This is a genomic window from Mycobacterium sp. (genome assembly GCF_046330795.1).
Classification (GTDB): domain Bacteria; phylum Actinomycetota; class Actinomycetes; order Mycobacteriales; family Mycobacteriaceae; genus Mycobacterium.
On the sequence record NZ_JAXLSA010000011.1, the window covers coordinates 1 to 26,030 of the forward strand.

At 63.3% G+C, this 26,030-nt stretch carries 23 protein-coding genes and 1 tRNA gene; 9 read left to right on the top strand and 15 right to left on the bottom strand.

The features are described 5' to 3' along the window. The first annotated feature begins 9 nt into the window (after nt 1-9). Nucleotides 10-243 carry a CDGP domain-containing protein gene (locus U0R18_RS21205; RefSeq protein WP_526372273.1) on the top strand — a complete coding sequence of 78 codons (234 nt, stop codon included), beginning with the start codon at nt 10-12 and terminating at the stop codon, nt 241-243. A 5-nt stretch (nt 244-248) separates the two neighbouring features. Here U0R18_RS21205 and U0R18_RS21210 read toward each other — a convergent pair whose 3' ends face one another. Further along, nucleotides 249-866 carry a dihydrofolate reductase family protein gene (locus U0R18_RS21210; protein ID WP_526372187.1) on the bottom strand — a complete coding sequence of 206 codons (618 nt, stop codon included), beginning with the start codon at nt 864-866 and terminating at the stop codon, nt 249-251. 121 nt (nt 867-987) lie between these two features. Here U0R18_RS21210 and U0R18_RS21215 point away from each other — a divergent pair, with 121 nt between their 5' ends. The 6 genes from U0R18_RS21215 to dag1 all read left to right on the top strand — a co-directional run bounded on the left by U0R18_RS21215 (nt 988) and on the right by dag1 (nt 6,997). Then, on the top strand, nt 988-1,629 hold the full coding sequence (locus U0R18_RS21215; protein WP_526372189.1) for a type IV toxin-antitoxin system AbiEi family antitoxin domain-containing protein: 642 nt from the start codon (nt 988-990) through the stop codon (nt 1,627-1,629). Between the two features lie 2 nt (nt 1,630-1,631). Beyond that, a complete protein-coding gene (locus tag U0R18_RS21220) occupies nt 1,632-2,387 on the top strand; it encodes a nucleotidyl transferase AbiEii/AbiGii toxin family protein (RefSeq protein ID WP_526372191.1) in 756 nt (251 codons plus the stop codon). A 164-nt stretch (nt 2,388-2,551) separates the two neighbouring features. Further along, entirely contained in the window at nt 2,552-3,736 is a 1,185-nt protein-coding gene (locus U0R18_RS21225) for a type III PLP-dependent enzyme (protein WP_526372193.1), read from the top strand. Beyond that, the gene (locus tag U0R18_RS21230; RefSeq protein ID WP_526372195.1) at nt 3,733-5,139 is read left to right on the top strand and encodes a homospermidine synthase; all 1,407 of its coding nucleotides are present in this window, start codon (nt 3,733-3,735) and stop codon (nt 5,137-5,139) included. The genes U0R18_RS21225 and U0R18_RS21230 overlap by 4 nt, the downstream gene beginning before the upstream one ends. Nucleotides 5,140-5,462: 323 nt before the next feature. Then, nucleotides 5,463-6,395 carry a DUF8453 domain-containing protein gene (locus tag U0R18_RS21235; RefSeq protein ID WP_526372197.1) on the top strand — a complete coding sequence of 311 codons (933 nt, stop codon included), beginning with the start codon at nt 5,463-5,465 and terminating at the stop codon, nt 6,393-6,395. Beyond that, nucleotides 6,392-6,997, top strand: a complete 606-nt coding sequence (dag1, locus tag U0R18_RS21240; protein ID WP_526372199.1) for a Dag1 family anti-phage DNA glycosylase — start codon at nt 6,392-6,394, stop codon at nt 6,995-6,997. The genes U0R18_RS21235 and dag1 overlap by 4 nt, the downstream gene beginning before the upstream one ends. Before the next feature lie 13 nt (nt 6,998-7,010). On the opposite strand, the gene U0R18_RS21245 is transcribed toward dag1, so the two are convergent. The 6 genes from U0R18_RS21245 to U0R18_RS21270 form a co-directional block, all read right to left on the bottom strand. Continuing rightward, nucleotides 7,011-8,561: a site-specific integrase gene (locus U0R18_RS21245; RefSeq protein ID WP_526372201.1), complete on the bottom strand. Its 1,551-nt coding sequence runs from the start codon at nt 8,559-8,561 to the stop codon at nt 7,011-7,013. A gap of 1 nt (nt 8,562) precedes the next feature. Next, a complete protein-coding gene (locus U0R18_RS21250) occupies nt 8,563-9,201 on the bottom strand; it encodes a recombinase family protein (RefSeq protein WP_526372203.1) in 639 nt (212 codons plus the stop codon). Between the two features lie 126 nt (nt 9,202-9,327). Next, nucleotides 9,328-10,152 (bottom strand): hypothetical protein, encoded by an 825-nt coding sequence (locus U0R18_RS21255; protein WP_526372205.1) that lies wholly within the window; start codon nt 10,150-10,152, stop codon nt 9,328-9,330. Nucleotides 10,153-10,187: 35 nt separating this feature from the next. Further along, nucleotides 10,188-11,579 (bottom strand): winged helix-turn-helix domain-containing protein, encoded by a 1,392-nt coding sequence (locus U0R18_RS21260; protein ID WP_526372207.1) that lies wholly within the window; start codon nt 11,577-11,579, stop codon nt 10,188-10,190. A gap of 277 nt (nt 11,580-11,856) precedes the next feature. Next, nucleotides 11,857-12,165, bottom strand: a complete 309-nt coding sequence (locus U0R18_RS21265) for a hypothetical protein (protein ID WP_526372209.1) — start codon at nt 12,163-12,165, stop codon at nt 11,857-11,859. Nucleotides 12,166-12,969: 804 nt separating this feature from the next. After that, on the bottom strand, nt 12,970-13,482 hold the full coding sequence (locus tag U0R18_RS21270) for a hypothetical protein (RefSeq protein ID WP_526372211.1): 513 nt from the start codon (nt 13,480-13,482) through the stop codon (nt 12,970-12,972). A 604-nt stretch (nt 13,483-14,086) separates the two neighbouring features. Between U0R18_RS21270 and U0R18_RS21275 the strand changes: the two genes are divergently transcribed. After that, the gene (locus U0R18_RS21275) at nt 14,087-15,196 is read left to right on the top strand and encodes a hypothetical protein (protein WP_526372275.1); all 1,110 of its coding nucleotides are present in this window, start codon (nt 14,087-14,089) and stop codon (nt 15,194-15,196) included. Nucleotides 15,197-15,946: 750 nt separating this feature from the next. Here the strand turns inward: U0R18_RS21275 and U0R18_RS21280 are convergent. The 4 genes from U0R18_RS21280 to U0R18_RS21295 all read right to left on the bottom strand — a co-directional run bounded on the left by U0R18_RS21280 (nt 15,947) and on the right by U0R18_RS21295 (nt 20,477). Continuing rightward, nucleotides 15,947-16,471 carry a hypothetical protein gene (locus U0R18_RS21280; RefSeq protein WP_526372213.1) on the bottom strand — a complete coding sequence of 175 codons (525 nt, stop codon included), beginning with the start codon at nt 16,469-16,471 and terminating at the stop codon, nt 15,947-15,949. A gap of 823 nt (nt 16,472-17,294) precedes the next feature. After that, nucleotides 17,295-17,954, bottom strand: coding sequence for a DUF4145 domain-containing protein (locus U0R18_RS21285; protein WP_526372215.1), 660 nt, complete (start codon nt 17,952-17,954; stop codon nt 17,295-17,297). Between the two features lie 193 nt (nt 17,955-18,147). Further along, nucleotides 18,148-18,221: transfer RNA gene (locus U0R18_RS21290), tRNA-Ile, on the bottom strand. A gap of 186 nt (nt 18,222-18,407) precedes the next feature. Beyond that, the gene (locus U0R18_RS21295; protein ID WP_526372217.1) at nt 18,408-20,477 is read right to left on the bottom strand and encodes a DUF4185 domain-containing protein; all 2,070 of its coding nucleotides are present in this window, start codon (nt 20,475-20,477) and stop codon (nt 18,408-18,410) included. Nucleotides 20,478-20,543: 66 nt separating this feature from the next. On the opposite strand from U0R18_RS21295, the gene U0R18_RS21300 reads away from it, so the two are divergent. Then, nucleotides 20,544-21,614, top strand: a complete 1,071-nt coding sequence (locus tag U0R18_RS21300; RefSeq protein WP_526372219.1) for a threonine aldolase family protein — start codon at nt 20,544-20,546, stop codon at nt 21,612-21,614. On the opposite strand, the gene U0R18_RS21305 is transcribed toward U0R18_RS21300, so the two are convergent. The 4 genes from U0R18_RS21305 to U0R18_RS21320 form a co-directional block, all read right to left on the bottom strand. Next, entirely contained in the window at nt 21,575-22,372 is a 798-nt protein-coding gene (locus U0R18_RS21305; RefSeq protein ID WP_526372221.1) for a carboxymuconolactone decarboxylase family protein, read from the bottom strand. The genes U0R18_RS21300 and U0R18_RS21305 overlap by 40 nt on opposite strands. Before the next feature lie 244 nt (nt 22,373-22,616). Next, the gene (locus U0R18_RS21310) at nt 22,617-23,978 is read right to left on the bottom strand and encodes a metallopeptidase TldD-related protein (RefSeq protein ID WP_526372223.1); all 1,362 of its coding nucleotides are present in this window, start codon (nt 23,976-23,978) and stop codon (nt 22,617-22,619) included. Continuing rightward, nucleotides 23,975-25,489, bottom strand: coding sequence for a metallopeptidase TldD-related protein (locus tag U0R18_RS21315; RefSeq protein WP_526372225.1), 1,515 nt, complete (start codon nt 25,487-25,489; stop codon nt 23,975-23,977). The genes U0R18_RS21310 and U0R18_RS21315 overlap by 4 nt, the downstream gene beginning before the upstream one ends. A 23-nt stretch (nt 25,490-25,512) precedes the next feature. After that, entirely contained in the window at nt 25,513-25,956 is a 444-nt protein-coding gene (locus tag U0R18_RS21320) for a GreA/GreB family elongation factor (RefSeq protein ID WP_526372227.1), read from the bottom strand. Nucleotides 25,957-26,030 lie beyond the last annotated feature (74 nt).

A 26,030-nucleotide genomic window follows, 5' to 3' on the forward strand; every position in this document is an offset into this window, starting at 1 on the left:
GCCGGGGTCATCGGCGCCGTCGCCGCGGCACCCACGGCGCTGGCCGAATGCGGTGAGTTCTACATGTGGGGCAACGGCGGCGGCAACTGCGACGGGCCCATCGCCCCGGACGGCAGTTTCCAGCGCTGCACCACGGTGTACGTGATGGGAATCGGCGGGACCAACTGCTTCGTCGTCCCCGGCCCGCCGCCGGCGCCCATGGCGGGTCCCCCGGCCCCGGCGCCGCCGCCGCAATTGGCGTAGCGGCGTCAAGCGCTCATATCCCCTGTCTGCGGCTCGCCCTCGGCCAGGCCGTAACGCAGGTGCACGATGCCGTTCGGACTAGCCTCCGGTGCGTCGAGCAGGTTGAGGCTGGTCGGGACCGCGCCGCCGTCGAACACCTTCTTGCCGACCCCGAGCACCACCGGATGCACCCAGATGTCCAGGCGGTCGAAGAGCTTCTCGCGCAACAACGTCTGCACCAGGTTCAGGCTGCCGACCACCTTGATGTTCTCGTGCCGATCGCGGATCTCGCGCACCGCGGTCGGCAGGTCCGCGCCGAGTTGGCTCGAGCCGGCCCACGAAAGATCCGGCCGCCCAAGGGAAGCCACGTATTTCGGGACACTGTTGAACAGCGTCGCGATGTCGTCGTCCTCGTCGCCGTCGTAGTGCGGCCAGTACGCGGCGAAGATCTCGTAGGTGCGGCGCCCGAGCAGCAGGGCATCGGTTCCCTCATAGGCGGCACCGATCTGTGCACCGGACACCTCGTCGATCAGGGGCGCCTGCCAGCCTCCGAACGGGAATCCCACCGGATCCTCGTCGGGACCGCCGGGCGCCTGACCGACCAGGTCCAGCGTCGCGAACATCTCGATGTGGATCAGGCCCATGGTTTCTCCTTCGGTTGTCTCGGTACCGGAATAGACCCATTGAAGACTGTGGACTCATCGTCGAGGTTAAGTATGCAAATCATAGGCTTATAACCTATGATTTGCATACTGAAGGAGGCACATGGCGCGTAAACACAGCACGGCAGTCCCCTCCACCCTCGCCGGCAAGCCCCTGGGAACGTTCCGGTCCGGGCAGGCCAGGGCCGCGTACGCCCATCCTGCAGCCGAGGTCGCGCGACTTCACGAACGTGGGCTTCTACATCGACTCGCCGACGGCTACTACGTCATCGTCCCGACGGACGCAGTTGGCAGCACGTGGAAGCCGGGACTCGAATCGGCCGCGGCCGGAATCGCATCATCGATCTACGGCCCGGACGACATCGTAGTGATGGGCGTGAGCGCCGCACGTCTGCACGGTTCCATTCCACGGGCACTGGCAGCTGCCGTCGTGGCGGTGCCCAGCCAGCATCGTCCGATCGTGTTGTCCGACCGGCCGGCAATCGTGCGATTCGTCAAACGGGACACTCGGCGAATCGACGCCGAGCGGATTCCTACCGAACTAGGACCGGTCTTGGTCACCACTCCCGAACAGACCGTCCTTGATCTCGCGCATCGACCAGGCCTCGGCGATGCCGAAACCGAAGTTCCCGCAGCCATCTCCGCGCTTTACGCACGCAGCGACTTGGATCGGTTGGAATCGCTGGCCATCGAACAGAGGCGGCTGGCATCCTTACGTCGCGCTGAAGCATGGGTCAGCAAGTAACGGTGAACCAGGACGAACGCGATTCGATCGCAGCGCAATTCGGTGTTGCAACCCAGCAGGTCCAACGTGACCACCTCATTTCTCATGTACTCGCCTTTCTGAGCGAGCAATTCGGTGACCGGATCCACTTCATCGGCGGTACGGCGCTCGCCCGCACACATCTGCCCGGTGGACGCCTGAGCGAGGACATCGATCTCATCGCCGTTGGCAGTCGAAAGGACCTCGCGAACCACCTCGATCGCGTACTCCCCCGTTCGGTGTCCCGCACCCACGGCAGGCTGACCATCGAACCTGGTTTGAGCGACGTCCCCGAAGCCGCTCCCGTGCTCTTGCGCCCGGCTGACGGCGCATCTGTCCGTCTTCAGCTCCTATCGCCCAGAGAACGTGTCATATGGCCGACGGAGCGACGCCAATTGGTGCAGCGCTACACCGATGCGCCACCCGCCGAACTCTTGGTCCCGACGCTTCCCGCGTTCGCTGCGTCCAAGACCGCAACGTGGTTCGACCGAGGCGCACCCCGCGACCTCTGGGATCTCTGGGCCCTCGCCGCAGCTGGCGCGATCAACGCAGCCTCCGCGGCGCTATTCCGAAAATTCGGACCCACCAACAAGTACCCCGCGCCCTACATCTTTCGCGACCCACCATCCGACGCGGCCTGGAGCGCACAACTCGCAGGCCAAACACGGCTCACCGTCTCGGCTCGAGAAGCCCTCGATGTCGTACGCGAAGCATGGGAGCGGGCTGTCGCGGAAGCGTGAGGCCTCTTCTGCTCTTGAGGTAACCGCATCGCTCAGTCGAGTACCGCACTACGCAGGCTTCGCGCACGCCGCTCCGCAATCGTGGGACACACGTACCAATGAGCACGATTCGAGAGGCGGGGAGTCATGGTCCATCAGAATTCTCACGACGCGGAGGTCCGGCCGTGACCACCACCATGGAGTACACGCGCGTCGCCACCGACCGGTTGCGGCAGTTCGTCGACGAGAACGACCACCTGCCCACGCCGTACCTGGTGATGGATCTCGACATCGTGCGTGAACGCTACGACGCCCTGCGCCACGCCATCCCCGAAGCCGGAATCTTCTACGCGGTCAAGGCAAATCCCGCGCCGGAGGTGCTGCGCGTGCTGGACGCGGCGGGGTCGTGCTTCGACGTCGCGAGCATCGGTGAGATCGCGCTGTGCGAATCTCTCGGTATCGCACCGGAACGGCTCTCGTTCGGCAACACCATCAAGAAGGAATCGGCGATCGCGGCCGCCCACGCCGCCGGCGTCCGTACCTTCGCGGTGGATGCCCCCGAGGAACTCGACAAGCTCATCCGGCACGCGCCGCGCTCGACGCTGCTGGTGCGACTGGCATCCGAGGGCGGCGGCGCGGACTGGCCGCTGAGCCGCAAGTTCGGCACCACCGAAGAGGCGGCGGCGGCGCTGCTGAATGGCGCAGTCGCACATGGGCATCGCGTCGGCATCAGCTTCCACGTCGGATCCCAGCAGCACGATCCCGACGCCTGGGCCGCACCGCTGGCCGCGACCCGGCGACTGCGCGACATGCTGCAGCGCCAGGGCCACGACCTCGTCGCCGTCAACCTCGGCGGCGGCCTGCCCAGCCGGCACGCGCAGCCGACCCCACCCCTGGTGTCGTACGGCGAGGCCATTCGCGGTGCGCTGCACCGCTACGACCTGGCCGATCTGAACGTCATGACCGAACCCGGCCGGTTCCTGGTCGGTGACGCCGGGATGATCCGGGCCGAGGTGGTACTGGCGACGGACAAGCCGTCCGACGACGGCCGGCGCTGGGTCTATCTCGACATCGGGGTCTTCAACGGGCTCGTCGAAACGCAGGAGGAGGCCATCCGCTACCGGATCCACTGCCCCGGCGCCGACGGCGATGACGTCCCGTGCGTACTGGCCGGCCCCACCTGCGACAGCCTCGACATCCTCTACGAGCGCACGCCCTACCCGCTGCCCGCGGGCCTGCGGGCCGGCGACCCCGTCGAGATCCTGTCGGCCGGCGCGTACACCACGTCGTACTCCTCGGTCGGATTCAACGGGATCGAGCCGCTACGGACCTACCACCTCCCCACCACATCGAATGGAGAAGAGCAATGAGCACCTACGGGCACCTCGACAACGTCGTGATGATCGGCTTCGGTTCGATCGGCCGCGGCACGCTGCCGCTGATCCTGCGGCACTTCGACATTGAGCCGGAACGGATCACCGTCCTGGCCCCCAACGACGACAACGACACCGTCCTCAAGGAGGCCGGCGTCACCCGCGTCGACGCGTTCCTCACCCACGACAACTACGCCGAGGTGCTCGAACCGCTGCTGACGCCAGGCACTTTCGTGGTGAACCTGTCGGTGGACACCTCCTCCGTCGAGATCCTGCGGCTGGCCCGCGAACGCGGAGCGCTCTACATCGACACCGTCATCGAACCGTGGGCCGGTCTCTACGACGATCCCGATCTGCCGATGTCCGAACGCACCAATCATGCACTGCGGCAGACACTTCTGGCCGAGCGTCGGGAGCGTCCCGGCGGTGTGACGGCGGTGTCCGCGTGCGGCGCGAACCCGGGTATGGTGTCGTGGTTCGCCAAGCAGGCCCTGCTGGACGTCGCCGACGCGATCGGCCTGTCGTACTCCGTGCCGAGCACCCGTGCGCAGTGGGCCGCGCTGATGCGCGACGCCGGCGTGAAGGGTATTCACATCGCCGAGCGAGACACCCAGCACGCCCGGACGCCGCGGCCCATCGGAACGTTCGTGAACACCTGGTCGGTGGACGGGTTCTTGTCCGAGGGGCTGCAGCCGGCCGAGCTGGGCTGGGGCACCCACGAGCGGTGGATGCCCGAAAATGCCTACCGGCATACCGATCCCAGCGCTCCGGGCATCTTCCTGGCCCAGCCCGGCGCGGCCACGAAGGTCCGCACCTGGTGCCCGACACCCGGTCCGCAGCACGGCTTCTGCGTCACGCACAACGAATCCGTGTCGATCTCCGATTACTTCACGTCCTTCGACGAGGACGGCCGGCCGGAGTACCGGCCGACCGTGCACTACGCCTACCACCCCGCCGATGACGCCGTGATGTCCTGGCACGAACTGCTGGGCGGCCGGCCGCCGCAGCACCGGGTGATCCTCGACGTCGACGACATCACCGACGGCATCGACGAACTCGGCGTGCTGCTCTACGGGCACGCCAAGAACGCCTACTGGTACGGCTCGCGGCTGTCCAACGACGAGACCAAACTGCTGGCGCCGAACCAGAACGCCACCGGGCTGCAGGTGACCTCCGCGGTGCTGGCCGGCATGGTCTGGGCGCTGGAAAATCCCAACGCCGGGATCGTCGAGGCCGATGAGCTGGACTTCGCGCGGTGCCTCGAGGTGCAGCGGCCCTACCTCGGGCCGGTCGAAGGGCACTTCACCGACTGGACGCCGCTGACCGACCGGATCGACCTGTTCCCCGACGACGTCGACCCCGACGATCCCTGGCAGTTCCGCAACGTGCTGGTGCACTGAAGTGGGGCGGGCGGGGCTCGAACCCGCGACCAAGGGATTATGAGTCGCTTGGTGAGCCGTTTCAGCAAACTCTGAATCGCTCCGGAATTTCGGTTCAGCCGCTCTTTTGAGTACTTTTAACAGCGCTAATATCTGAAATCGGGGCATTGCAGCGGCTGCAGCCAGAACGCAGCAAGCCGGAGGGTTGTCGGTGGCACAACGACAAGCCACCGACAAGACGGTTCGCCGGGGAGATTGCTGGAGCCAAATCGAACACCTGTTTGATAGAATCAGTCCAAGGGAGAAGCGCCGCCCACTGCGGTCTTCAGGTTCGGGGAGGGTTTGTGTACCACTGGCTCCAACAGCACGTCTCGCCCGAGGGTTGGTCGGCGCTCGGAACGTGGGCTACAGCTCTCATCGCTCTGGTGACGGTGTTCGTCGCAGGCCGATATGCCAAACGACAGGTCACCGAAGCAAGCCGCCAAGTTACTGAGGCACAGAAGGCACGGCTAGCGCAGGACAAACATGCCCAAGATGCACTTGCCACACAGGTTCGTCTTGCCAATGAGGACCTCATTAGACAGGCGCAACTGGCACAGGAAACGCTCAAGCACGACGCCGAACAGGCTCAACTAAATCGCAAACACACAGTGAAGCCGAATGTTGTTGTCTTTATCGCGCTCAACGACATTCATGGTTATTTCGACTTGGTAGTAAAGAACTTTGGCCAAACCGCCGCATACAACGTGCGAATAGCACTGCCCCCGCTGGAGGTTGCACCCTTCACGAACAATCTGGACGGCAAGGAAGTAACTCACGCCTTCGTACCGGAGAACATCGCGGTCCTCGCCCCCGGCCAAGAGTGGCGAACCCTCTGGGATTCGTACGAAAGGCGGACGAGGCACGAAAAAGGAGCGCCGGACGGCGCCAAATTGCAGACCCAGTTTGAAGGCCGGGTGGATTTCGACGACATGGTGGGAGCCGAGAAGGAAAGCTACTGGAACCCAATATCATTGGACACCAACATGTTCTGGAATATTATGCGGATCGAGCGGAACAAGGGTAAGAGCGTCGAGAAGGCGCTTTACGACATTGCAGACACACTCGAAACCTACGGCCAAGAAGGCAAAGGGATTTGGACCTATAGCGACCCGGCCGACAAAGAGCGAGATAGGCGCGAGCAGGAGCACCAGCAGTGGCTACGCGATCACGAGCGCTTCCAGAGGGACATTGGTCTGATCAAAGAAACTCCGCCTGACGAAAGGTCAACTCCATGACACGCCGCGACACGCTTCCACCAATCCAGCAACCTTCTGCTACCGAAGTGCAGAAGTACCTTACAAAGTGGAATGAGGGTAACAACGAGAAACTCGATTCTGCTTTGAAGACCCTATTTCAGGTCATGCCCCGCAACGACGATGTAGGCGAGGTCGCCGTCAAATTAGCGGCGTTAAACGGTATCTATTCAACCAATATCTTCGCAGTCGTGCAGGTGGCAGCACATATTGCCAATTTGGACATCGACAAGAAGCTTGCCGAACCCGCAGTCGATCCAGACCTCATTGAAGAAATTGCAACCTTCACCATCAAAGGAAAGGCACGTCGCAACTACTCATTTGCAACGAAATACTGCGCCTTCCACCGACCAGACTTGTATCCAATCTACGACTCCCTAGTCGCTAACGCCCTGAACACGCTGCTCCGCCAGGGAGAGGAATTTGACAGCTTCACCCCGGGTGAACGTTGGCAAGCTGATTATGCCGTCTGGAATAGGTCCATCACGAAGTTCAGAACCCACTATGGCCTAGATGCCTTCTCAATCCGCGATATCGACAAGTACCTGTGGATGCTTGCAAAGGAGCGACAATCCCTCAAGTAGGCGCGGAGCCGCGTTATGCGTTCTTGTGTAGCGCTACTACATTCTCTACCGACTTGACTACCGGCCGCTTGAGGTTCGGGGCGGCGTTGTCTTCCTCGCGGATGTAGTCCGCGTAAGTGGTCAAGGTGAGCACGAAGCTGCTGTGTCCCAGCCACTTTGAGACCTGCATGTAGTGTTCTCCCGCGGACAGCGCCAGCGTTGCGAAAGTGTGGCGCAAATCGTAGAACCGGACCCTCCCGAGACCCAGGGCCTGGCAGGCGGGCTGAAAATAGCTGTGGAACAGATTGTCTACCGCAACCGGCTTCGCCCAATCGAACAGCTCCACATCGCCGCGAGTGTTGCCGCCACGGTTGTTTCGCCGACCGGGAAACAGCGGCGCGTGACCAATACGGCGAGCCTTCGCAGGAGGTGAGCTTTCGCCGCTGTGCGGCTCACCGTTCCCGAGACCTGAGAACGGGTGAACCTGAGTCAGGTAGTCCCGCATGTCGTCTGCCAGCCAGGACGGAATCGGGATCACCCGGTCGGTGGAGGCGTCGGACTTCGGTGTGCCCTCCACCCACTGAAGCGGTGAGTCCCCTTTTCCTTCGGCCGTAGGCGCTGAGCCTTCTTCGCTGTCGCTGTCAGGACCGCCGTCATGGAACGGCTCAACAGGGCGCGACTTTTTGGCGGTGCGACAAATACGAACGGACCCTACGGTTCCCTCGATGTCGGACAGCACCAAATCCCGAATCTGCAGACCCTGCAGTTCCGCCACGCGTACGCCGGTGTAGGCCGAAAACAGCACCGCCAACGCGTACACGGGGTTGCTCTTGCCGCCGTGGGGAGAATTAGGTTGCTCTCCCCTTGCAGGAGTTCGCGCAATCCAGTCATGTATCGCAGCCACTTCGTTGCTTGCGAGGGGCCGGTGCTTGAACGGTGCACGCCCGTCACTGCGGGTTGCACGCTTAGTAGTGTGTCGGCGGTTGGCCACCACCGGGTTGCTTGGGATTGCCTGATCGTCTACCGCCACATCAAGAATCCGCTTCAGCGTTCCGACAATGTGCTTCACCGTCTTAGGGCTGCGGGTGACGGTGGCGCGCTTCTTCTTGGCCGTGGCAGCACTGGCGGTCCCCCGAGTCACATAATCCCGCTCGGTGTGCGGTGCCAGAAGCTTGGCCCGAAACTGAGCAACCTGGGCAGCGGTGATGGCCGCAACTGGTTTACTACCGAACTCGGCGGCGACGTGGCGACGGTAGATGTTGGCATAGCGCTGGATGGTCTCGGTGTCGATTTGGCCGGCAAGGCTGTCCAGGTACTGACGGGCGTACTCCCCTAGTGTCCGATTGGCTTTGGCCTTAGCGGAAGATGGGTCAATGCCGGAAGCCTGTTCTAGCGCTTCCTCGACCTTTCGGGCATGTGCCTTAGCTTTGCGTTCTGTCGCAAAGGTTTCCGAGGTCTGTTTGAGCTTGCCAGTAGGAGCCCCGAAGTCGTCACGCACCGGCTCTAGCCACACCACTTGATACCGCACTACAGGGTTGCCGAACTTGTCCAGCTTGCCGGACGGCCTCTTGCGAATATGTGCCATCTTACTTCTGCCCCTCACGTGCCAGAACGTCGCGAACGGTGCTATAGCTCCAGTTGCCGCCCTGGGGTGCCGCAACACCAGAATCGGTGAGACAGTTCGCGATTGCCTTGGTGCCTTTGCCGGCCAGCCGCAGTTCGACGATGCGTTGCACTACCTTTCGGTCGATAGTGCTGGGCTTGCCGAGCTGCTTTCCGGCCTGCCTGGCCTTTACCAAACCTTGCTTGGTGCGCTTGGAGATCAGCTCACGTTCTTCCTCTGCTACAAGCAGTCTGGCGTGAGCGGTCAGTTGCGACACTGTGTCACTGTCGGTTCCGTCCAAACCCACGATGCGCCAGCCTTCGGCCTTGGCGTCAGCGATCAGCTTTGCGCCGTCTGCCATGCTGCGGCTGCTGCGGTCTAAGGTGTTGACTACCAGTACATTTGCCATACCGGTGCGAATGGCGTGGATTGCGGCTATGCGTCCGTACAGCTTATCGGTGCGCTTGCCGCTCATGACGTCGGGTATCAGCGCGACCAGCTCCAGGCCGTTGTCATCGCAGAACCTGACAATCTGCTCACGTTGTGCCTGTAGACCGTAACCGCTGTCAGCTTGCCGGTTGGTCGAAACCCGTATGTAGCCAATCGCTTTCGTGCTCGTCATCCTGCTCTCCTGGTGGTGGGTGTGGCGGGTGTCGGGCGACATCCACCTCAGCCACTACTTATAGCCGACCTGATATGCCTTGTCCGCAAACCGCCACTCTCCTACTGTTACATCCGGTTTCGTTCCTTAGGGCCGGGGGTATCGTTTGTGCGGTCCTTCGATGGCCTTCTGTTCAAACACGCCTGCGGCACGGTTGGTTTCGTTGGCGATCCTGATTGCGTCCTCGCCGGTGATGTGCCGAACCGGTGCGGCTGGCCAATGTGGCTGCTGCGGGTCTGAGCCTTTCTCGTTTGTCCGCGCGCTGGGGCACGGTTGGGTTGTTGGGTCCGGTTGGGTGGGTTGAGTTGGTCCGGTCTCGGTGGGAAGGCTCGGTTCCGCAAAGGAAGTGCCGTCCAGCGGTAGGGCCGAGATGCCATCGAAGACAGCCTCATACGGCTTCGATGCGCCTATCTCGACGGTAGTTGGCGCTTTGCCGATAGTCCGGTCCAGTGCGTCTCTGACGGCGGCGAGAGCCACACTTTCACTGTCGGCTGTCAGCGCAATCTTCAACAGTTCCTTGGCCATTCGGTCGGCTGCGTTGTCGAGTCTTTCGCGAGCGGCCAGTTTTGCTGCCTTAGTGCCGCTTCCGTGTGTGGCACATGTGGTGCCGCCGCGAATGGCCCACTTTCGGCAACGCTCTCCGCTGCCGTCGGACAGATGGGCTGTGCACCTTCGAGTCTCGTTCTCCTCAAGCCGCTTGTCACGCCAGGTGCGTCCAAGCTCGTCAGTTTCTTCGAGGCGTTTCTGCGCCCGGGTTCTGCTGTCCTTGTGTGAATGAGTCGATGAGGCTTCCTCGGCGTTCGGCCTTGATTTGGTCTCAGCCTGTGTGGCAATCACCGCCGGAAGATCGTCGCTGTCTTCAACTTCCACGGCCTCTACGTCGATGACTTCCGGCTCTTCGTTGCTGGACATACTCTGGCACCTTTCTGCTTGGTTCAACGGCTGCTTCAAAATTCGCGGCCTGTCGTGCCGCCTTCTGCATTTGTCGAGGTCACCACCGCTCCGGGTTTCACAGTCGGAGAGTGAGAAGATAGAGAGCGTGCCTGCCCTGTGATTCCCGGAGCGAGCGCCAGGGGCGCAGGCCCGCTGTGATTCCCGGAGCGTCGGGCCTCGGGGATCTGCAGAACGGACACATCCCAATCCGGGGCAACGGCGAACCGCCATCTCTTCTTGTCATTGTTGGCGACGGTTTGCACCCTGTCGTTGGTCTCTTCCTGTTGTGTGACAAGGCCAAGAGCAACGAGCGCCTGGATCACCCGGTCCACTGTTGCGTGCGGCTTCTGGATTCCTTTGCGGACATCGCTGGTGAACGAGTTCGGATTGTCTGCCAGGTGCTCCAACACTTGCAGGCGCAGAGGCGGCAGGCAGTCGCGAGCGCACCGGATGACCAACTGCAGTGCGTACGTTCGGTCCACTCCGACGACATACAAGCCCCGGAACAGTTGTGTGAGCTGCTTTGCGAGCCGCGCCGGTCCTTCGGGCGCGTGAGAGTCAATCACTTCGCCCTTGTAGTCAGTGTCAACGGCAGTGCGTGCGTAGGAAGCTAGGTTGGCTGCACGAAAGATCCGGTCCCTCTCGGTTTCGGTGAGCGTCGGTGCTGCTGTGGGGTCGACTGCGGAGACGATCTCGTTCACCAAGGCCCGCAGTTCTTGGCGGTATTCGGATTCAGCGGCAATGTTGTCCATTGCTTTCAACCCGAACGCTTCCCGACTGTTGGCGTCACGGGAGTCAATGCGCAGCAGCACGAACCGGTCACCCATCTCTGCGATGACGGCGTGGTGTTTGTCCCAGGCGGTTGTCACAGCGGCCAGCAGCGTGATCCGGCCCGCCCAACTCAGGTTTGATCCGCCGTCGCTGCCCTTGTACCGGTCCCAATACCCGTCATAGATCTCGCGCAACGCCGCCAACAATGGACCTCTGGTGCTGGGGTGCATTGACAGGATGGACGTGAAGTCTTTGATGATCAACAACCCCCGGTCACCGATTTGTCGCAGCAAGCCGCCTGTTGCACCGTGGTCGTGGTCGTCCTTTTTGCTGGCCGACAACAACGCGGCCTCTGACGTGAGGGTCGAAATCTCGTGCACGTTCGCACATGTCTTGAACTGCGACACGGTTTCTGTTTTGGCTGTGGACGAACCTGCCACCAGCATGAGCCACAGCGGGTCACCTTCCAACCGTTCAACGGCAGCGGCGGCCAACGAAACGTCAATGGCCGCAAGGTCGTAGTGTTCGGAGAACCAATGCAGAAACCGGTTGTGTAGCTTCGCGAGACGCTTTCGTTGTAACCGAACGGTATCGGGGACCGGCAGCCTCCGGGGTTGGTGGTTGTTGAGGCTCACTGTGCCATCCCTTGTGCCGACGGCTGTGAAGCGGACTCGAGAGCGCCGAAGGCGCGAGCTTCTTCTGCTCTTGGACCCCCGACCAACGCCACAGCCCCACCAAACCCAGACCCCCAGCGCGGACTCGGCCCACAAGTCGTGCTGTCCACTGGCACAACCGGTTCCGGCGTCTCCGGGTGGACAAGGCCCCCGGAGACGCTCATAATATGGCTCATCATTTCCTTTCCAGGCCCCGGCTCGCTTTGTCCCTTCAGATTCGGCGAGTCGGGGTCTTCCTTTAGTTGCTGACGGTTTCCAGTTCAGCGAGGACCGCTTCGGCCTCAGCCAGCTGGCGTAACGCCTTCTCGCGCTTACGTTCTGCCGAGGAAACGCGGCTGCCGTCAAGTCTTTGAATCCGACCGGTAAGCCAGTTGTCGATGTCGTCATCAAGGTAATAGACCTTGTTGCCAATCTTGGTTCGCACTAACGGTCTATCGCCGTCATAGGCAGCTTTTTGAACGCTGTTTCTGGTGATATCTACGTGCCCGCGTTCATGAGCTATCGCTACTGTTTCGGCTTCGGTGTAATACCTTCCGAACATTGGCATCAGCGTTTTCTCCCTTCGCTTTCCGGGGTCTCGGGCGGTCCGGCGCGGCCAACTCGCCGCCCCCTCAGTTCTACGCGATGCGCGCGCCGTTGTCCACCTTCTCACCTCGGAATATACTGGGGCACAACGCAATACAGCGGCATTACACTCCACTGCGACGTAACCGGCTCTGCAGTAAGGCATTTCGCACAAACACGGCCCTAGAACGTAAGCACCGCTACCGCCGCTGAACTACCCGAAACGCAATACAGCCGCTACAACTCCCAGGTGAGAGCTATAGCGGCTGTAGTTGGCACCACGGGCGCTGCACTGTCGCTAGCAAGTGCTGAGCTTGGTACAAGTGAAGTTAGCAAGCAGGCGGGTGGCGGGCGAACGTCAGGCCGGTGCCCCTGGATGCCCCGTGCGCCTAGCTGAGAAGGCCACTGGCTGCCGAAGTGTGCCGGGGCGAACAATGCACCCGGCCGAAAAAGTGTAGAAGCCCTGCCTGAAAAGGCCGCTAGAACCGCTACCGCTTCTAGAGCGGCTTAAGGAAGGCTTCGGCTTCCTGTAGTTGCGCTAGGGCTTTGGCCTTCTTACGTTCGGCTTTCGTGCGCCGAAGGGTTTGTTGAGCCGCTGCCCGCGCTTGCCGAGAAGCCTCAACCCGTGCCGCCAGCTGGCGGGCTTGTTCGCAAGAAACCACTAGACGTACATAGTCGCTCGGTACGTGTAGGCGTTGCCAAATGGCAGCGGTGCTTAAGCCCTGTTGGTGTAGCGCCACAATACGGGCGTTGAGAGATGAAGGCACACTAGGTGCTTCGGGCGGTTTCACCGCTTGGTGTTTTGCCGCTTAGGTCTAACGGTTGCCCGCTCGTCATTCGGCTCTACCTCGTGCAGGAAGTAGCCGTGGCTGTAGTAGCCGCTGTCCTCTTTCCAGCAGTGTGCAGCGCGGTGGCCGTCGCTGATACCCGCTGGACAGGTGCAGAAGCCGCGCCCGCCCGGAGCGTCGGGGTTGTAGTTGCAGAACTGGATCTTCCGGACGTACCGCTTCCACAGCCGTAGTGGCAGTACGGAACCGGCCTTGCCGTCCAGGCTGTAACCTTGGCCGGTGACGTGCCTGCCGTGGTGGTGATACCCCTTGCAGTGCTGACACCAAAACTGAAGCTGCGAACCGTTCTTGGTACGCCAAGCGTAAACCATCGGAGCCCATTCAAGTTCCCGGTTCAGGTCGTCTGCCAAGGCTTCCATTTGGTCCCGTTCAGCCACGGTCCAATCATCGGCGACACCGGCAGCGGCGTTGGCTTCAGCGATCCGCTGCCACGTTTCGTTCAGGATTGTCATCATTTTCCTTTCAGGAGTCCCAGTTGGGAATCGGAACATCTATTGCGTTTTCGTCAAGAGCCGCCCAACGACGGCACCCTGTGCCGGAGTAGCACATTGGCCCTGCAGGGCAGTAATCACACTGTGCTACATCAGTTTCGGCGTGTGCCGGCAAAGTCTCACAGTGCCGGTTTCGCCAGGGGTTCACATCGTCAGCTTAGCCGACCCCGCGCGGGCTGGCGGGCCGAAAACCGTTGGGGTGCAACGCGGGCTGGCCTTGCGTCGGGTATCCTAAAGACCTACGGGCATCGGTTCGCCGTGTAAGTTTTCCTGAGGCATCTGACCGGTTCGGAGCCGGTGAGCCACCGTTAGGTGGTGAACCTCAAAATCTCACCGCTGGTGAGGTTTCCGAGCTAGCGCAGTCAGCAAAGGCCGACCGGGTATTACCTGCCGGGTTTGGCTTCAGTCCCTTAGCCCGGTAGGTAATGCACCGGTTACACCTGTAGCTGAGGCCGGATGCAAGGCCGGAAAACCTAAGGAAGACATTGTGACTACGTTTACAAGTGATCCGCTGAGCCGCGCTAGCGGTGAGGCTCTTGACTTTTCGCCCTTTGGCATTTCGCGTTTGCCTTTCGGCGCAGAAGGCGGTATTGCCACCGAAGGCGACGTGCTGGTTAACACCACGGCAGACGGCGTTGACCTTAACGTCATCTGGGCAGAAGTGGCAGACGTCATCAAGGCGTGGAACGCCGAACGTTCAGCTCTTTCAAGCCTTCTGACGTTCAACACCACCAACACCGCAGACGCCATCCCGCAGAGCCGCAGTGTCGACAGCTTTGAGGAGGCCAGCGAGTTCGGAGAGCCGGAGGGGCTTCGTCCTCCTTCGGAGTACTCACTGATGGGCTACACGTTCAAGGACTACGACAAGGCCAGCCGGTGGACGTGGAAGTTCCTGCGGGACAGCACTGCCGAACAGGTGCGGGCAATTGCCAACTACGCCCTTGAGGCCGACAACCGCCTCACCACCGGCACTATCTTGCAGCGGCTGTTCGACCCGACTACAGCCACCAACGAATGGGGCCATACGGTTTACGGTCTCTACAACGGTGACACCATGGTTCCGCCCGCCTATCTGGGCAAGGATTTCGAGACGGCACATCAGCATTTCCTGGTCAGCAACGCCGTGACAGTTGACCCCGGTGATCTTGAGGACGCCATCAAACACGTCACGCAGCACGGTTATGGAACAGAAGCCAATTCGCGGCTGCTGGCGCTGATGAACCCCGCCGAAGCCGAAGTGGTTGCCAGCTTCCGGGCCGGTGTGACAACCGGTGGCGTTGCGGCCAAGCACGACTTCATCCCCAGCGCCGGAGCACCGGCATACCTGACGGCCGAAACGATTGTCGGACAGGTTGCGCCGGAAACGTACAACGGCCTCAAGGTTGACGGCAGCTATGGCCCGGCCTGGTGTATCTCCAGCGACTTCATCCCCGCCGGATACGTTGCGGTGGTTGCCACCTACGGCAGCAACAGCAAGGACAACGTGATCGGCTTCCGGGAGCACCCGCAGCGCCAATATCAAGGTCTGCGTAACATTCCCGGTGTTGGTCCGTACCCGTTACAGGACGCCTTTTTTACCCGCGCGTTCGGTGTTGGTGTCCGCCGTCGCGGTCAGGCTTGCGTGACGCAAATCAAGGCCAGCGGCGAATACGAGACCCCGGCAATCCCTAGGTAACTCATTGCCTTTCTAGGTGAGTAAGGAAAGGGGCGTTCGCAAGATGAGAACAGCGTCAGCTGTGAACAGTGCTCACGCCAGAACGGCGTTCGCAAGATGAGCAGCACCGGAGTCGACACGTCAGGCCTTAGTGACAGTGAGTCCGTACGGGACTCGCAGCTAAGGCGCAACCTTGCCTACCTCGAGACCGGCGATACCGGCCCCAGCGAGTTCTGTTGGGGTGACGGCCTGGAACCGGTTGGGTTACAGGGAAAGCCGCCGTGTGAGGGCGGGCGATACCGGGGCACCACACCGCCTTGTTCGCCTCAAATTGGCGTTGGGAGATAGCCGGGCAGCGCGGGTTTATTGCCTTTTCCCCGCCGCGCCCTCAAAAGCGCTAGGGCGGGCCTTAAGAGATAGCGGAGCACCCAACAGCTTCGCTGTCTCCTAAAGGTTCTCACCTTCAGAACCGTTCGCCCTAGCGCCACACTGGCCGTCAGGTCTGCCATGCCTGGCGGTCAGTGTGCTATTTAGCCACAAGGCTCGTCTCTCCGAGACTTACCGCCTGGCGGTCAGTGTGCTACTCCGGCGCTTTTGCACCGTCGTTGGTACTCGCAAGCAAGGCGGGGGGGATCCAGTTGTCAAGGTACGCAGCGCCTTAACGTGACGCAGTGAAGCCTCACCGCTTCGCGGTTCTGCTAGTGCCAGTCACAGAATCGAACTGCGACTCGGGCAGTATGCCCGAGAACCGTTCTGGCAGAAGGGGAGAAGTCACTGTCGACTGCGTGCGATATTCTCCAGTGCCGCCCATAGCTGCGGGTGCTGCGTTTGCCCGTGTGCTTCGATTTCGTCCGCACCAGTGATCCTTGCTCCGCAAAGCCTGCAAGTCACCTCAATTGACTTTGGGTGAAATTGGAGTTCGTGTAGGTACCAGTCGTTCGGGTTTGAGAAGCCAAGCTCGCAGAAATTGCACTTGTCCTCGTACCGAACAATGCCTTTCTCGTCCAACTCATCCGCTGCCTGTTCGACTTCGGCCTCTGTGAGGCCGGTAAGCACAGCAATCCCCGCAACATCTGAGCCTTTGCCGCCGCTGTCGAAATTTTCCTTCAGGACCCGGAACACGCGATAGGCCGGTGGCGAAAGTTCCTCAGCAACCATCGCGTAGAGGTCGTCGTTATCTATAGACATGGCAATACCTTTCATTGTTTCTTCCCGCCGCAGGGTTAGCAGCTGGGTAATTTGGGGTGCCGGGAACGAACCGTTGAACCGCGTAGCGGTAAAGCCGTAACGGCTCAACGGTCCGAAACCTGTTGTGGCAAGGGTGTTACTGTCGATCGGCTTCCATCAATCTAGCTGCCGCCCTTACCCTTTCGGCCTCTTCGCCCTCTTCCACGACGTACCACAGGAGATCGTCGTCAGGAGGGGTTGGTGCGGGCTGCAAATTCAGATGCGACCCTTGTTCGCTCAGCAGTTGGGTTAACTCAGCCAGCTCTTCTGGGCTGTCGAACCCAAGCAACACAGGGGTTTGGCTTGTACTTTGGTGGACATTACGTCCCTTTCAGTGAAACGGGCACCAATATCACCGGTTGGTGAAGGTGAACCGTCGTTTCCGCCCGTGTGCCGCGTACTCAGGCATTGACGTAACGCCCCGTCATTCGCATTCCCACGCGCGTGCCTCCCGAAGGGCCGTGACGTGAATGCGGGCTCTGACATTGCCCGTGGTGCCGTGGTCAGCGGCACAGTCGCCACAGTAGCGCCAGATCAGATAACTGTCATGTGCCTCTACCAGGCAAAACAGGCCCTAAGTGTTTGCTGGCGCGAGTTTGTTACCTATTTCCCGTACCAAATTCGGGCTGGACGTGCGGTGATACGTTTTTGACACCTGTCAAACAGCGCCGATTTCGCCTTTCTGACATCCGGTGCCAATTTGCCTATCCCTGGAATATGAAGTGGGTCACATTCCACCCAGTGGCCGAGGTGTACGCTGCGCTGCCTCTACCAACCATGATTCGTGCCTTCGTTCCGCGCGGGCAAGGCCGCCGTTTCAGGGCGGCGGTTGGGGAGGGGGTGAACAGACAAAGAGAAACAGGCAACGCTGCGCGGCTCGCGTTAAGACGCCTTACGGTTGGCCGCCGTGGCGTCTCGCTTGTGCAGCCTGTTGCGCTTGCGCGATAGCCGCAGGCGACTGATAGACATCGTTCAGAATCTCGCCCATGAGGCGGATGACCAGTTCAGACTCTTCGGCACTAATCGGATCTACAAAGTCTCCGTGCGCCATCTCGTTACCCAGTTCTCGCACGCCATGAGCGGCATCCTTGATCATCGTTCGGATCAGCCCGTTGGTCGCCATCGCTTCGATCTTGTCGTGCAACGTGCCCTTGGCGATGCCTTGGTCTTTCGCGGTCGCTTCAATGACCGCACGAGCAAGCATGATCGCCCCTCGATAATGCTCACAGCTATCACATTCGTAGGCTTCGGTGGCAGCATCTGCTATGTGTTGCGGGACGTCTGGGTAACTCCGTGTCTCTTTGACCGAGGGTCGCCAGCGAAGCTCCTCACCACGGACGGTCTCTAGGAATTTGTCGAGGCGCATCGGCAAGGTTCCGGGATGCTGGAACGGAAGCAGCGCTATCGAAATGCCGCCACAAACGGAACATTCATATGCAGCACATGCCAACTGTTCGGGACGCGCACCGGTCTCTGGTCCCAGAAATCTCGGGTCACCGACCAGCTGGTGGCCGGTGGTGGCCTTACACAGCCAACAGACGTGATTGAGCATGCGGCCACCGTATCGGCGTGAGGCGACACGTCATGGGAGGCAACGCCGGATTTGCCTGTTGTTTGCCACCAACCCCCGGCCGAAACTTAAGTCAGCTGACTGACGACAAGCCACCGACAAAACCGTCCGGAGGGCCGAAAACGACCCCCGGCGGGCTCGGCAAAAAGTGCCTCTGAGCTGCAGAAATAACGTGTGGGGCGGGCGGGGCTCGAACCCGCGACCAAGGGATTATGAGTCCCCGGCTCTAACCAACTGAGCTACCGCCCCTCGGCGCCTGAACGCGGCACCCATGGTCGCATGCGGGCTCGCCGGACCGTGAACCGGCGCTGGCCGTCGACATATGGCACGGGAAACCGGGCTTTGCGTGACGTATCTCGACAGCGACTGCCGAGGAGCCACTTATTGTCCCTGGAGCGGCCGAAAAGTCACCTAAGTGGCTCCTCGCGGCGGTAGCTACACCAGCATCGACGACAGATCCGTCCGCATCAGGGTCACGTTGTAGTTCCCCCAGATCGACATGTTCCAGTACAGATACGCCGGGTTGTCAGTCCCACCGGACGTCGTCTTCAGCAGAGAGGTCCCGGACCACGGGTGGATCATCGGCGCGTACAGGCCCGGGTACTGCGCCGAGGTGACCAGGGTCGTCGGCCCCGACCAGGTGCCCGTCGGGGAATCCGCCGTCCGCATGACCACGTTGTTGGACGAGTCGGTCGACAGCATGACGTACTTGTTCAGGTAGGTGTTGTACTGCACCGACAGCTCACCGGCCGTCGCATTGGTCGTCCAGCTGAACAGCCCGAAGAAGCTCTGCTTGATTCCCGGCAGCACCGGCTTGGCCGCCGACGGCGTACCCGTCACCCACGTGCTGCCGGTCCAGTACTGGTACTTGCTGACGTCCAGGATCTGCGCCGACTGCACCCGCGACAGGTAGACCGTGCCGTTGCGGCCCGACGGGGTGCCGTAGGCGTAGATGTAGCCGGCGGTCGCATCGGCCGAACCGTCCGGCGGCTTGACGAAGCTGACCATCTGGAAGTTCTCGTCGCCCGCCTTGTAGGCCACCGTCGAGCTGATCCACCCGCCCGAGCGGACCGACGACTGCGGCACCTGCGTCCAGTTCTGCCCGTTGTCATCGGAGTAGGCGATCGCGTTGTAGTTGGTGGTCCACGATCCGGGCCAGCCCCAGTTGTTGACCGACATGAACGAAACGTATTGCCGCGTAGCCCCGTTCACCCCGGCGCCGGCGACGGAGATCGCGCCCGTGGGGATGACGGTCACCTGCGTCCACCAGGTGTAGGGATACTTGCCGATGATCTGCCGGGCGTAGTTCGGCACACCGGGATCCATCGGCGAGCCGCTGTACATGCCCAGCGGAATACCGGGCAGATCCGGGATGCCGTCGGGAACGCTGATGCCGTTGGACAGGACGTTGTCCGCGGTGCGCAGCAGGACATTGCTGCGCCAGCCCGACGACATGGCCGCATTGGTGAAGGTGTCGCCGAAGGCCATCAGAATCTGCCGCTGGCTGCCGGTCAACCCGTTGTCCCACATGATGCCGAGATCGGTGCCGTAGATGGCGAACCGCTGCATCGTGTTGTTGATGCTGTTGACGCCGGTGACCCAGCCCAGGTTGACGGTGGTGGGCGCGGCGATGGCGGCGGCCATGGTCGCCATGTCGTAAGTGGTGCCAACCTCTTGGCTGGCCACAGTGGTCTCGTCGACGCCGGTCTCGCGGCGCGTACCCAGACCGAAGAACGCGATCACCGCGGCGGCCAGCGGATTGTTCGCCGTCCAGCCCGATACGCTCGGGGTGGCGCCGATCCAGCCGAGCACCGTGGTGAACACCGCGTCGACGACGGTGCTGACCGCCTCGACGACGCCGTCCAATAATGTCTTGGGCTTCGCCAGGGTAGTGACGGTGGTGACGGCGACCGATTCGGTGCGCGCCGCCGTGGTGGGCTCGGGATCGGTGGTGGTCTTCGCCGCCACCTCGGTGACGGTCTCGACGGTGCGCGACGGCGCCGGATCGCTCGTTTCGGCGACCTTCTCGGTCGCCGTCTCGGTGACCTTCTCCGTCGTGGCGCGCGGCGGCGTCGTCGGCGTCACGGTCTCGGTCTTCGTCGGCTCGGGTGCCCCGGACGGCTCGGGCGCCTCGGACGGCTCGGGTGCCTCGGTCGGCTCCGGCGCTTCGCTCTCGGCCGGCTCTTCCGTCGGCTCCTCGGTGACCTCGGCCGTGGGATCGGCCGATTCCGATTCCTTGGTGGGCACCTTCGTCGGCGAATCCGTCTCCGCGGTCGGGTCCGAGGAGTCCTCGTCCTTGGCAGGAGCAGGGTCCGCCTTGTCGGTCTTGGCGGTCTCGGCACCGCCGGTCCCGACCGAAGACTGCGACTGCGACGATCCCGCCGACGACGGCCCGCTGTCGCCGGACTCCTCGGTGGCCGAGGCCACCCCGCCCGTGACGACGATGCCGACGGCCAACGCGACCGCCAATGTTCCAACCCGACCGGCAACCGATCCTGCACGCATGACGAACCTCGTAACCATGGCCCCCGGTACCCGCTGAAGTCCCAATAGTCTCATCTTTCACAGCAAATGACCAGAGAATCTGGTTGGCTGAACCGGATGATCGCCCCCTCGTCCGCGTTCGCCTCGGATAACGCCGCCCCGGCACATCCGCAGGTCATCGACGCAATTGTCGCCGCGAACACCGGTGCGATGCCGTCCTACGCCGACGACGCGGTCACCGCACATGCGGCCGACGCGCTGCGGGCCGCATTCGACTCCCCCGATGCCGACGTGCTGTTCGCGCTCACCGGCACCGGCGCCAATATCGTCGCGCTGGCTGCCGCGGTCCGGCCGTGGGAACAGATCCTGTGCAGCGACATCGCCCACGTCATCGTCGACGAGGCCGGCGGCGTGGTCCGCGTCTCCGGCGCCACCCTCACCGCTCTGCCCAGCAGCGACGGCATCATCGACCCGGGCGAGCTCGACCGGGTGATCACCGCCCGCGGAGTCGTGCATCACTCCCAGCCACGGATCGTCACCTTGACCCAGTCCACCGAGAACGGGCGGGTCTGGAATCCACGGGCCATCGCCGAGTTCATCACGCACGCCCACGACCTCGGCCTGCTCGTACACATCGACGGCTCGCGGATCGCCAACGCCACCGCGGCGCTGGGCGTCGAACCGCTGACGGCCACCGGCGACGCCGACATCATCACCGTCGGCGGCACCAAGAACGGCGCAGTGTTCGGCGACGCGATCCTGGTCCGTCGGCCGGCGGAGTTTGACGGAATTCGCTTCGTGCACAAGCAGATCGGTCATCTGGCCAGCAAGCACCGCTTCGTCGCGGCGCAGTTCGCCGCGCTGTTCGACGGCGGCCTGTGGCTGCGGCTGGCCGCGCACGCCAACGAAATGGCGACCCGACTGTCGGCCGGACTGGTGGACCGCGGCGTCGAGCTGGCCGTGCCCACCGAGGCCAACGAGGTGTTCGTCAACCTGGCCCCCGAGGCGTATGCCGTACTGTCCCAGCACTATTCGGTGCACAAGCCCGATCCACTGGCACCCACGGTGCGGTTCGTGTGTTCCTGGTCCACCACCGCCGACGAGGTCGACGACGTGCTTCAGCTGTATACGGGGTTGCCGTCGGCGCCCAGCGCGTAGCGTTCGGTGCCCTCGCTGACGCGTGCGGCGTCAGCACCCAGGGCGACGGCCACCTTGTTGGCCGCGTTGCGCATGACGTCGAGGGTCAGCTCGACCGCCTCGTCCTGCGTGAAGTTCGCCAGCAGGTCGGCGCCGTCGACCCGCGACGGTGTCCAGATCAGGGCGTCGACGTAGCGCAGCGCTGCCCTGTGCCGCTCGGACAGCCCGGAGTTCTCGTAGTCGTCGATCGCGTCGTAGAGGTCCTCGGTCCCGCCGGCGTCCAGCGCGGATCCCTCCCGTAACGACTTGCACAGTCGGCAATTGTGCTGGCGGGCGCCGCGCAGCCGGACGATCTCCGAGGTCACCGGGTCCAGGTGGCGCATCCGGCCGACGGCCGGCACGAAGCCGTCCAGCAGCGCGGCTGCCGGATCGGTTTCGTGATCCCACACCGGGTCGGGCTGCCACTCTTGACCCAGTGCGGCGAACCCGGCCCGCATCCGCGGCGCGAAGTCGGCAACGAAGATCAGTACCGTGCCCCCGAACACCTTGGCGCCCAACGCATCCACAAACGCCAGTCGCTGGTCAGCGGTGATGCCGGTGACGTCGGCGCTGAACTGCTCGGCGAACTCGGTGACCATCGGATCCACCGCGCCGCCGGACCCATCGGCCGGCAGCGGCGGCAGCCCGATCGTCGCTGGGCAGACCTCACGCACCGCGGCGTTGAGGGCGGCCAGGTCCGGCGGGGAGAGCGCTACCAGGTGGTCCAGTTCGGCGATCATGGGCCGATTATCGCGCTCAGTGGCGGGCATGCGCCCGGGTTCAGAGGACATAGCGTCTCGGATGCTCGAGCGAGATCGACATCAGGGCGGCGGTATTCCGCGTACCCGCCACCTTGGCGACCGTGGCGTCGATCTCGGCGAGATCGACGGCCGGGCTGCCACCGCGTAGATCTGGACGAGATGGACAACCGTGAGGTCGATATCGCTCGAGGAGCCAGAACGATGTCCGCCGGCAGCGGCGGAACTACTGCGCCTGGCTGACCGACGACATGTGGAAGTCCGGGATCCGCAACGTCGGCATGGCGGCCCGGTTGAACCAGTCGCCCCACTCGCGCGGCAGCGTCGACTCGGAGATCCCGGCCTCGGTGGCCCGGCGCAGCAGATCCAGCGGCGACTCGTTGAACCGGAAGTTGTTCACCGCCCCGGTGACCCGGCCGTCCTCGACCAGGTACACCCCGTCGCGGGTCAGGCCGGTCAGCAGCAGCGTCGTCGGATCGACCTCGCGGATGTACCACAGGGTGGTCAGCAGCAGGCCGCGCTCGGTGGCGGCGACCATGTCGGCGGTCGACGCCGATCCGCCGGTCATCAGCAGGTTCGAGCACGGCACCGCGACCGGCACCCCGAACTCCCGCGCCGCGGCGCGCGGATACGCCAGCGCGTTGATGACGCCATCACGGATCCAGTCGACCCGCGCGACATCGAGACCGTTGTCGAACACCGAGACGGTCTCCGATGAACTGCCCACGGCCACAAACGGTTCGCACGCCAGACCGGGGGCGCCGGGGTCGGAGTACAGCGTCAGACCCAGGTCGGTCAGCTTCTCGCCCACCCGCGTTCCGCCACCGGGTGCCGACAGTGCGGTGCGACCCTCCTGTGCGCCCCGGCCGTCCATCGTCCACATCAGGTAGATCATCATGTCCGACACCGTGGACGGCGGCATGATCGTCTCGTAGCGTCCGGCCGGCAGTTCCACGGTGCGCGCCGCCCAGCCCAGCCGCGTCGACAGCTCGGCCAGCAGCGCCTCGGCGTCCACCTCGGCGAACCACGGCGTACTGACCCCGGCCCAGGCACTGGCCCCATCGCGTTTGGCGTTGATCTCCACCGATCCGGTCGGCTGCTCCCAGCGCCGCCGCACACCCGTCGACGTGGCCAGGAACATCGTCTCCACCGTGTGGTGCGCGAAACCGTACAGCGCATCCGGCCCGCGGAAGCCGCGTGCCAATTCGGTTGCCAGGGAACCGAACACCTCCGCGCCGGTGCCGGGGGTCGGGCCGTCCCACTCGTCGGGCCCGGTGGTGCCGACGGGCAGCGCGAAGTTGTCGCGGGCCGCCGGGGCCGACCGCGCGGCCGCCTGCGATGCTGCCACCAGTTCGGGCAGCAGCGCCGGGTCCACCTCGGTGGTCTCCAGCGATCCCACGTGCGCGCTATCACCCTGGCGCACAATGGAAATCACCGTTGTCGACCGGCTGAAGGACACCCCGTTGGTGGTCATCGAGTTGCCCGCCCAGCGCAACGACGCCTCGGCGTGATCGCTGACCAGCACGATGGTCTCCACACCACCGGCCGCGTCGAGTACCAGGTCGACGACCTGCTGTGCCGGGATCACGAGCGGCCTCCCTCGGAACGGGTGTTGAGCACGTTCACCTTTCGGAACAACGCCGACGGGCAGCCGTGACTGACGGCGGCCACCTGACCGGGCTGCGCCTTGCCGCAGTTGAACGCCCCGCCCAGCCGCCACGTCGATGCGCCACCCACGGCCTCCATCGAATTCCAGAAGTCGGTCGTCGTCGCCTGGTAGGCGACATCGCGCAGCTGGCCGTCCAGCCGGCCGTCGCGGATCCGGAAGAACCGCTGCCCGGTGAACTGGAAGTTGTAGCGCTGCATGTCGATCGACCACGACTTGTCGCCGACGATGTAGATCCCGTCCTCGACGCGGGCGATCAGATCGGCCGTGGAGATATCCTGCGGCGAGGGCTGCAACGACACGTTGGCCATCCGCTGGATCGGCACGTGATGCGGCGAATCGGCATAGGAGCAGCCGTTCGAACGAGCCTGCCCCAGTCGGGGTGCGAACACCCGGTCCAGCTGATAGCCGACGAATATTCCGTCGCGCACCAGGTCCCAGCTCTGCGCAGCCACCCCTTCGTCGTCGAAACCGATTGTGGCCAAGCCGTATTCGACGGTCCGGTCGGCGGTCACGTTCATCACCGGGGAGCCGTAGCGCATCGTCCCCAGCTTGTCCGGCGTCGCGAACGACGTCCCGGCGTAGGCCGCCTCGTAGCCGATGGCACGGTCGTATTCGGTTGCGTGCCCGATGGATTCGTGGATGGTCAGCCACAGGTTGGTCGGGTCGATCACCAGGTCGGTGGGGCCGGCCACAACGCTGGGTGCCTTGGTCTTCTCGGCCAGCAGCTCGGGCAGGTCCCGCAGCTCGGCGGACCAGTCCCACACCTCGTCGCCGGCCAGCGCCTCCCAGCCGCGTCCCATCGGCGGACACAGGGTGCGCATCGACTCGAAGCTGCCCTCGGCGGCGTTGACGGCCACCGCGTCGAACACCGGATGCATCCGCACCCGCTGCTGGGTGATCGACGATCCGAAGCTGTCGGCGTAGAACACCTGCTCCTTGACCGCGTTCAGCGAGCTGGTCACGTGATCCACGCCGTCGGCCGCGAGCAACCGGCCGCTGTACTCGTCGAGCACCGCGATCTTGTCGGACGTCGGGATGGCGAACGGGTCGACCCGGTAGCTGGACACCCAGGCGGCGTCGCGGTAGACGGGTTCGTCGGCCAGTGCGATGGGTTCGGCGTTCAGTGGCGCCAACGTGCGGGCCACCTGCACGGCACGCCGCGCGGTATCGGCGGCCACCTCGCCGGACAACTCGGCATGCGAGGCGAACCCCCAGGTACCGTCGACGATCACCCGCACCGCCAGGCCGACCTGCGTGGTGGTGACCGCGGTCTCGAGTTCGCCGTCGCGGATCTGGATGATCTCGTTGACGATGCGGTGCACCCGCAGGTCGGCGTACTGCGCCCCGTCGGCCAGTGCCGCGGACAGCGCGGCGTCGGCCAGTTCATGACGGGGCAGGCTGAGGAAGGCGGGATCCACGTCGGCGATCACGGATCCCTACCGTAGCGGTCGGATCAGGTGCGTGCGCCCGCGTGCAACCCGAAAGGCACCGCACCGACGACGGTGACGGTCTGCAGCGATCCCGTCGGCAGCTCGTAGTTGCGCCGTTCCCCGGCACGGGCGCCATTGATCGCCGCGCCCAGCGGGGAGGCGATCGAATACACCTCGATGTCGCCGTAGTCGGCCTCGCGGGCCCCGAGTAGGAACGTCTCCGTCTCCCCGTCGCCGAACATCACCGTCACGACCATTCCCGGTTCGGCCACGCCGTCATTGGGCGGATCCTCCCCGACCACGGCGTCGACGAGCATCTCGTGGATCTGCTGGATGCGGCCCTGCTGGGCGCGGCGCACGGCAATGGCGTTCGGGTCGTCCTGGGTCGAGGTGTCCAGGTAGCGGCGCAGCGCGTCGAGTTCCTGCTGCAGGCGGTCGTAGGCGGCCGGCGTCAACCAGATGGCCATGGTGGTTCTCCTGTCGGGAGGACTTGCTGTCAGGGGCGGGCTGGAGGGCTGGCACCGCCCCTGACAGCCGGAGT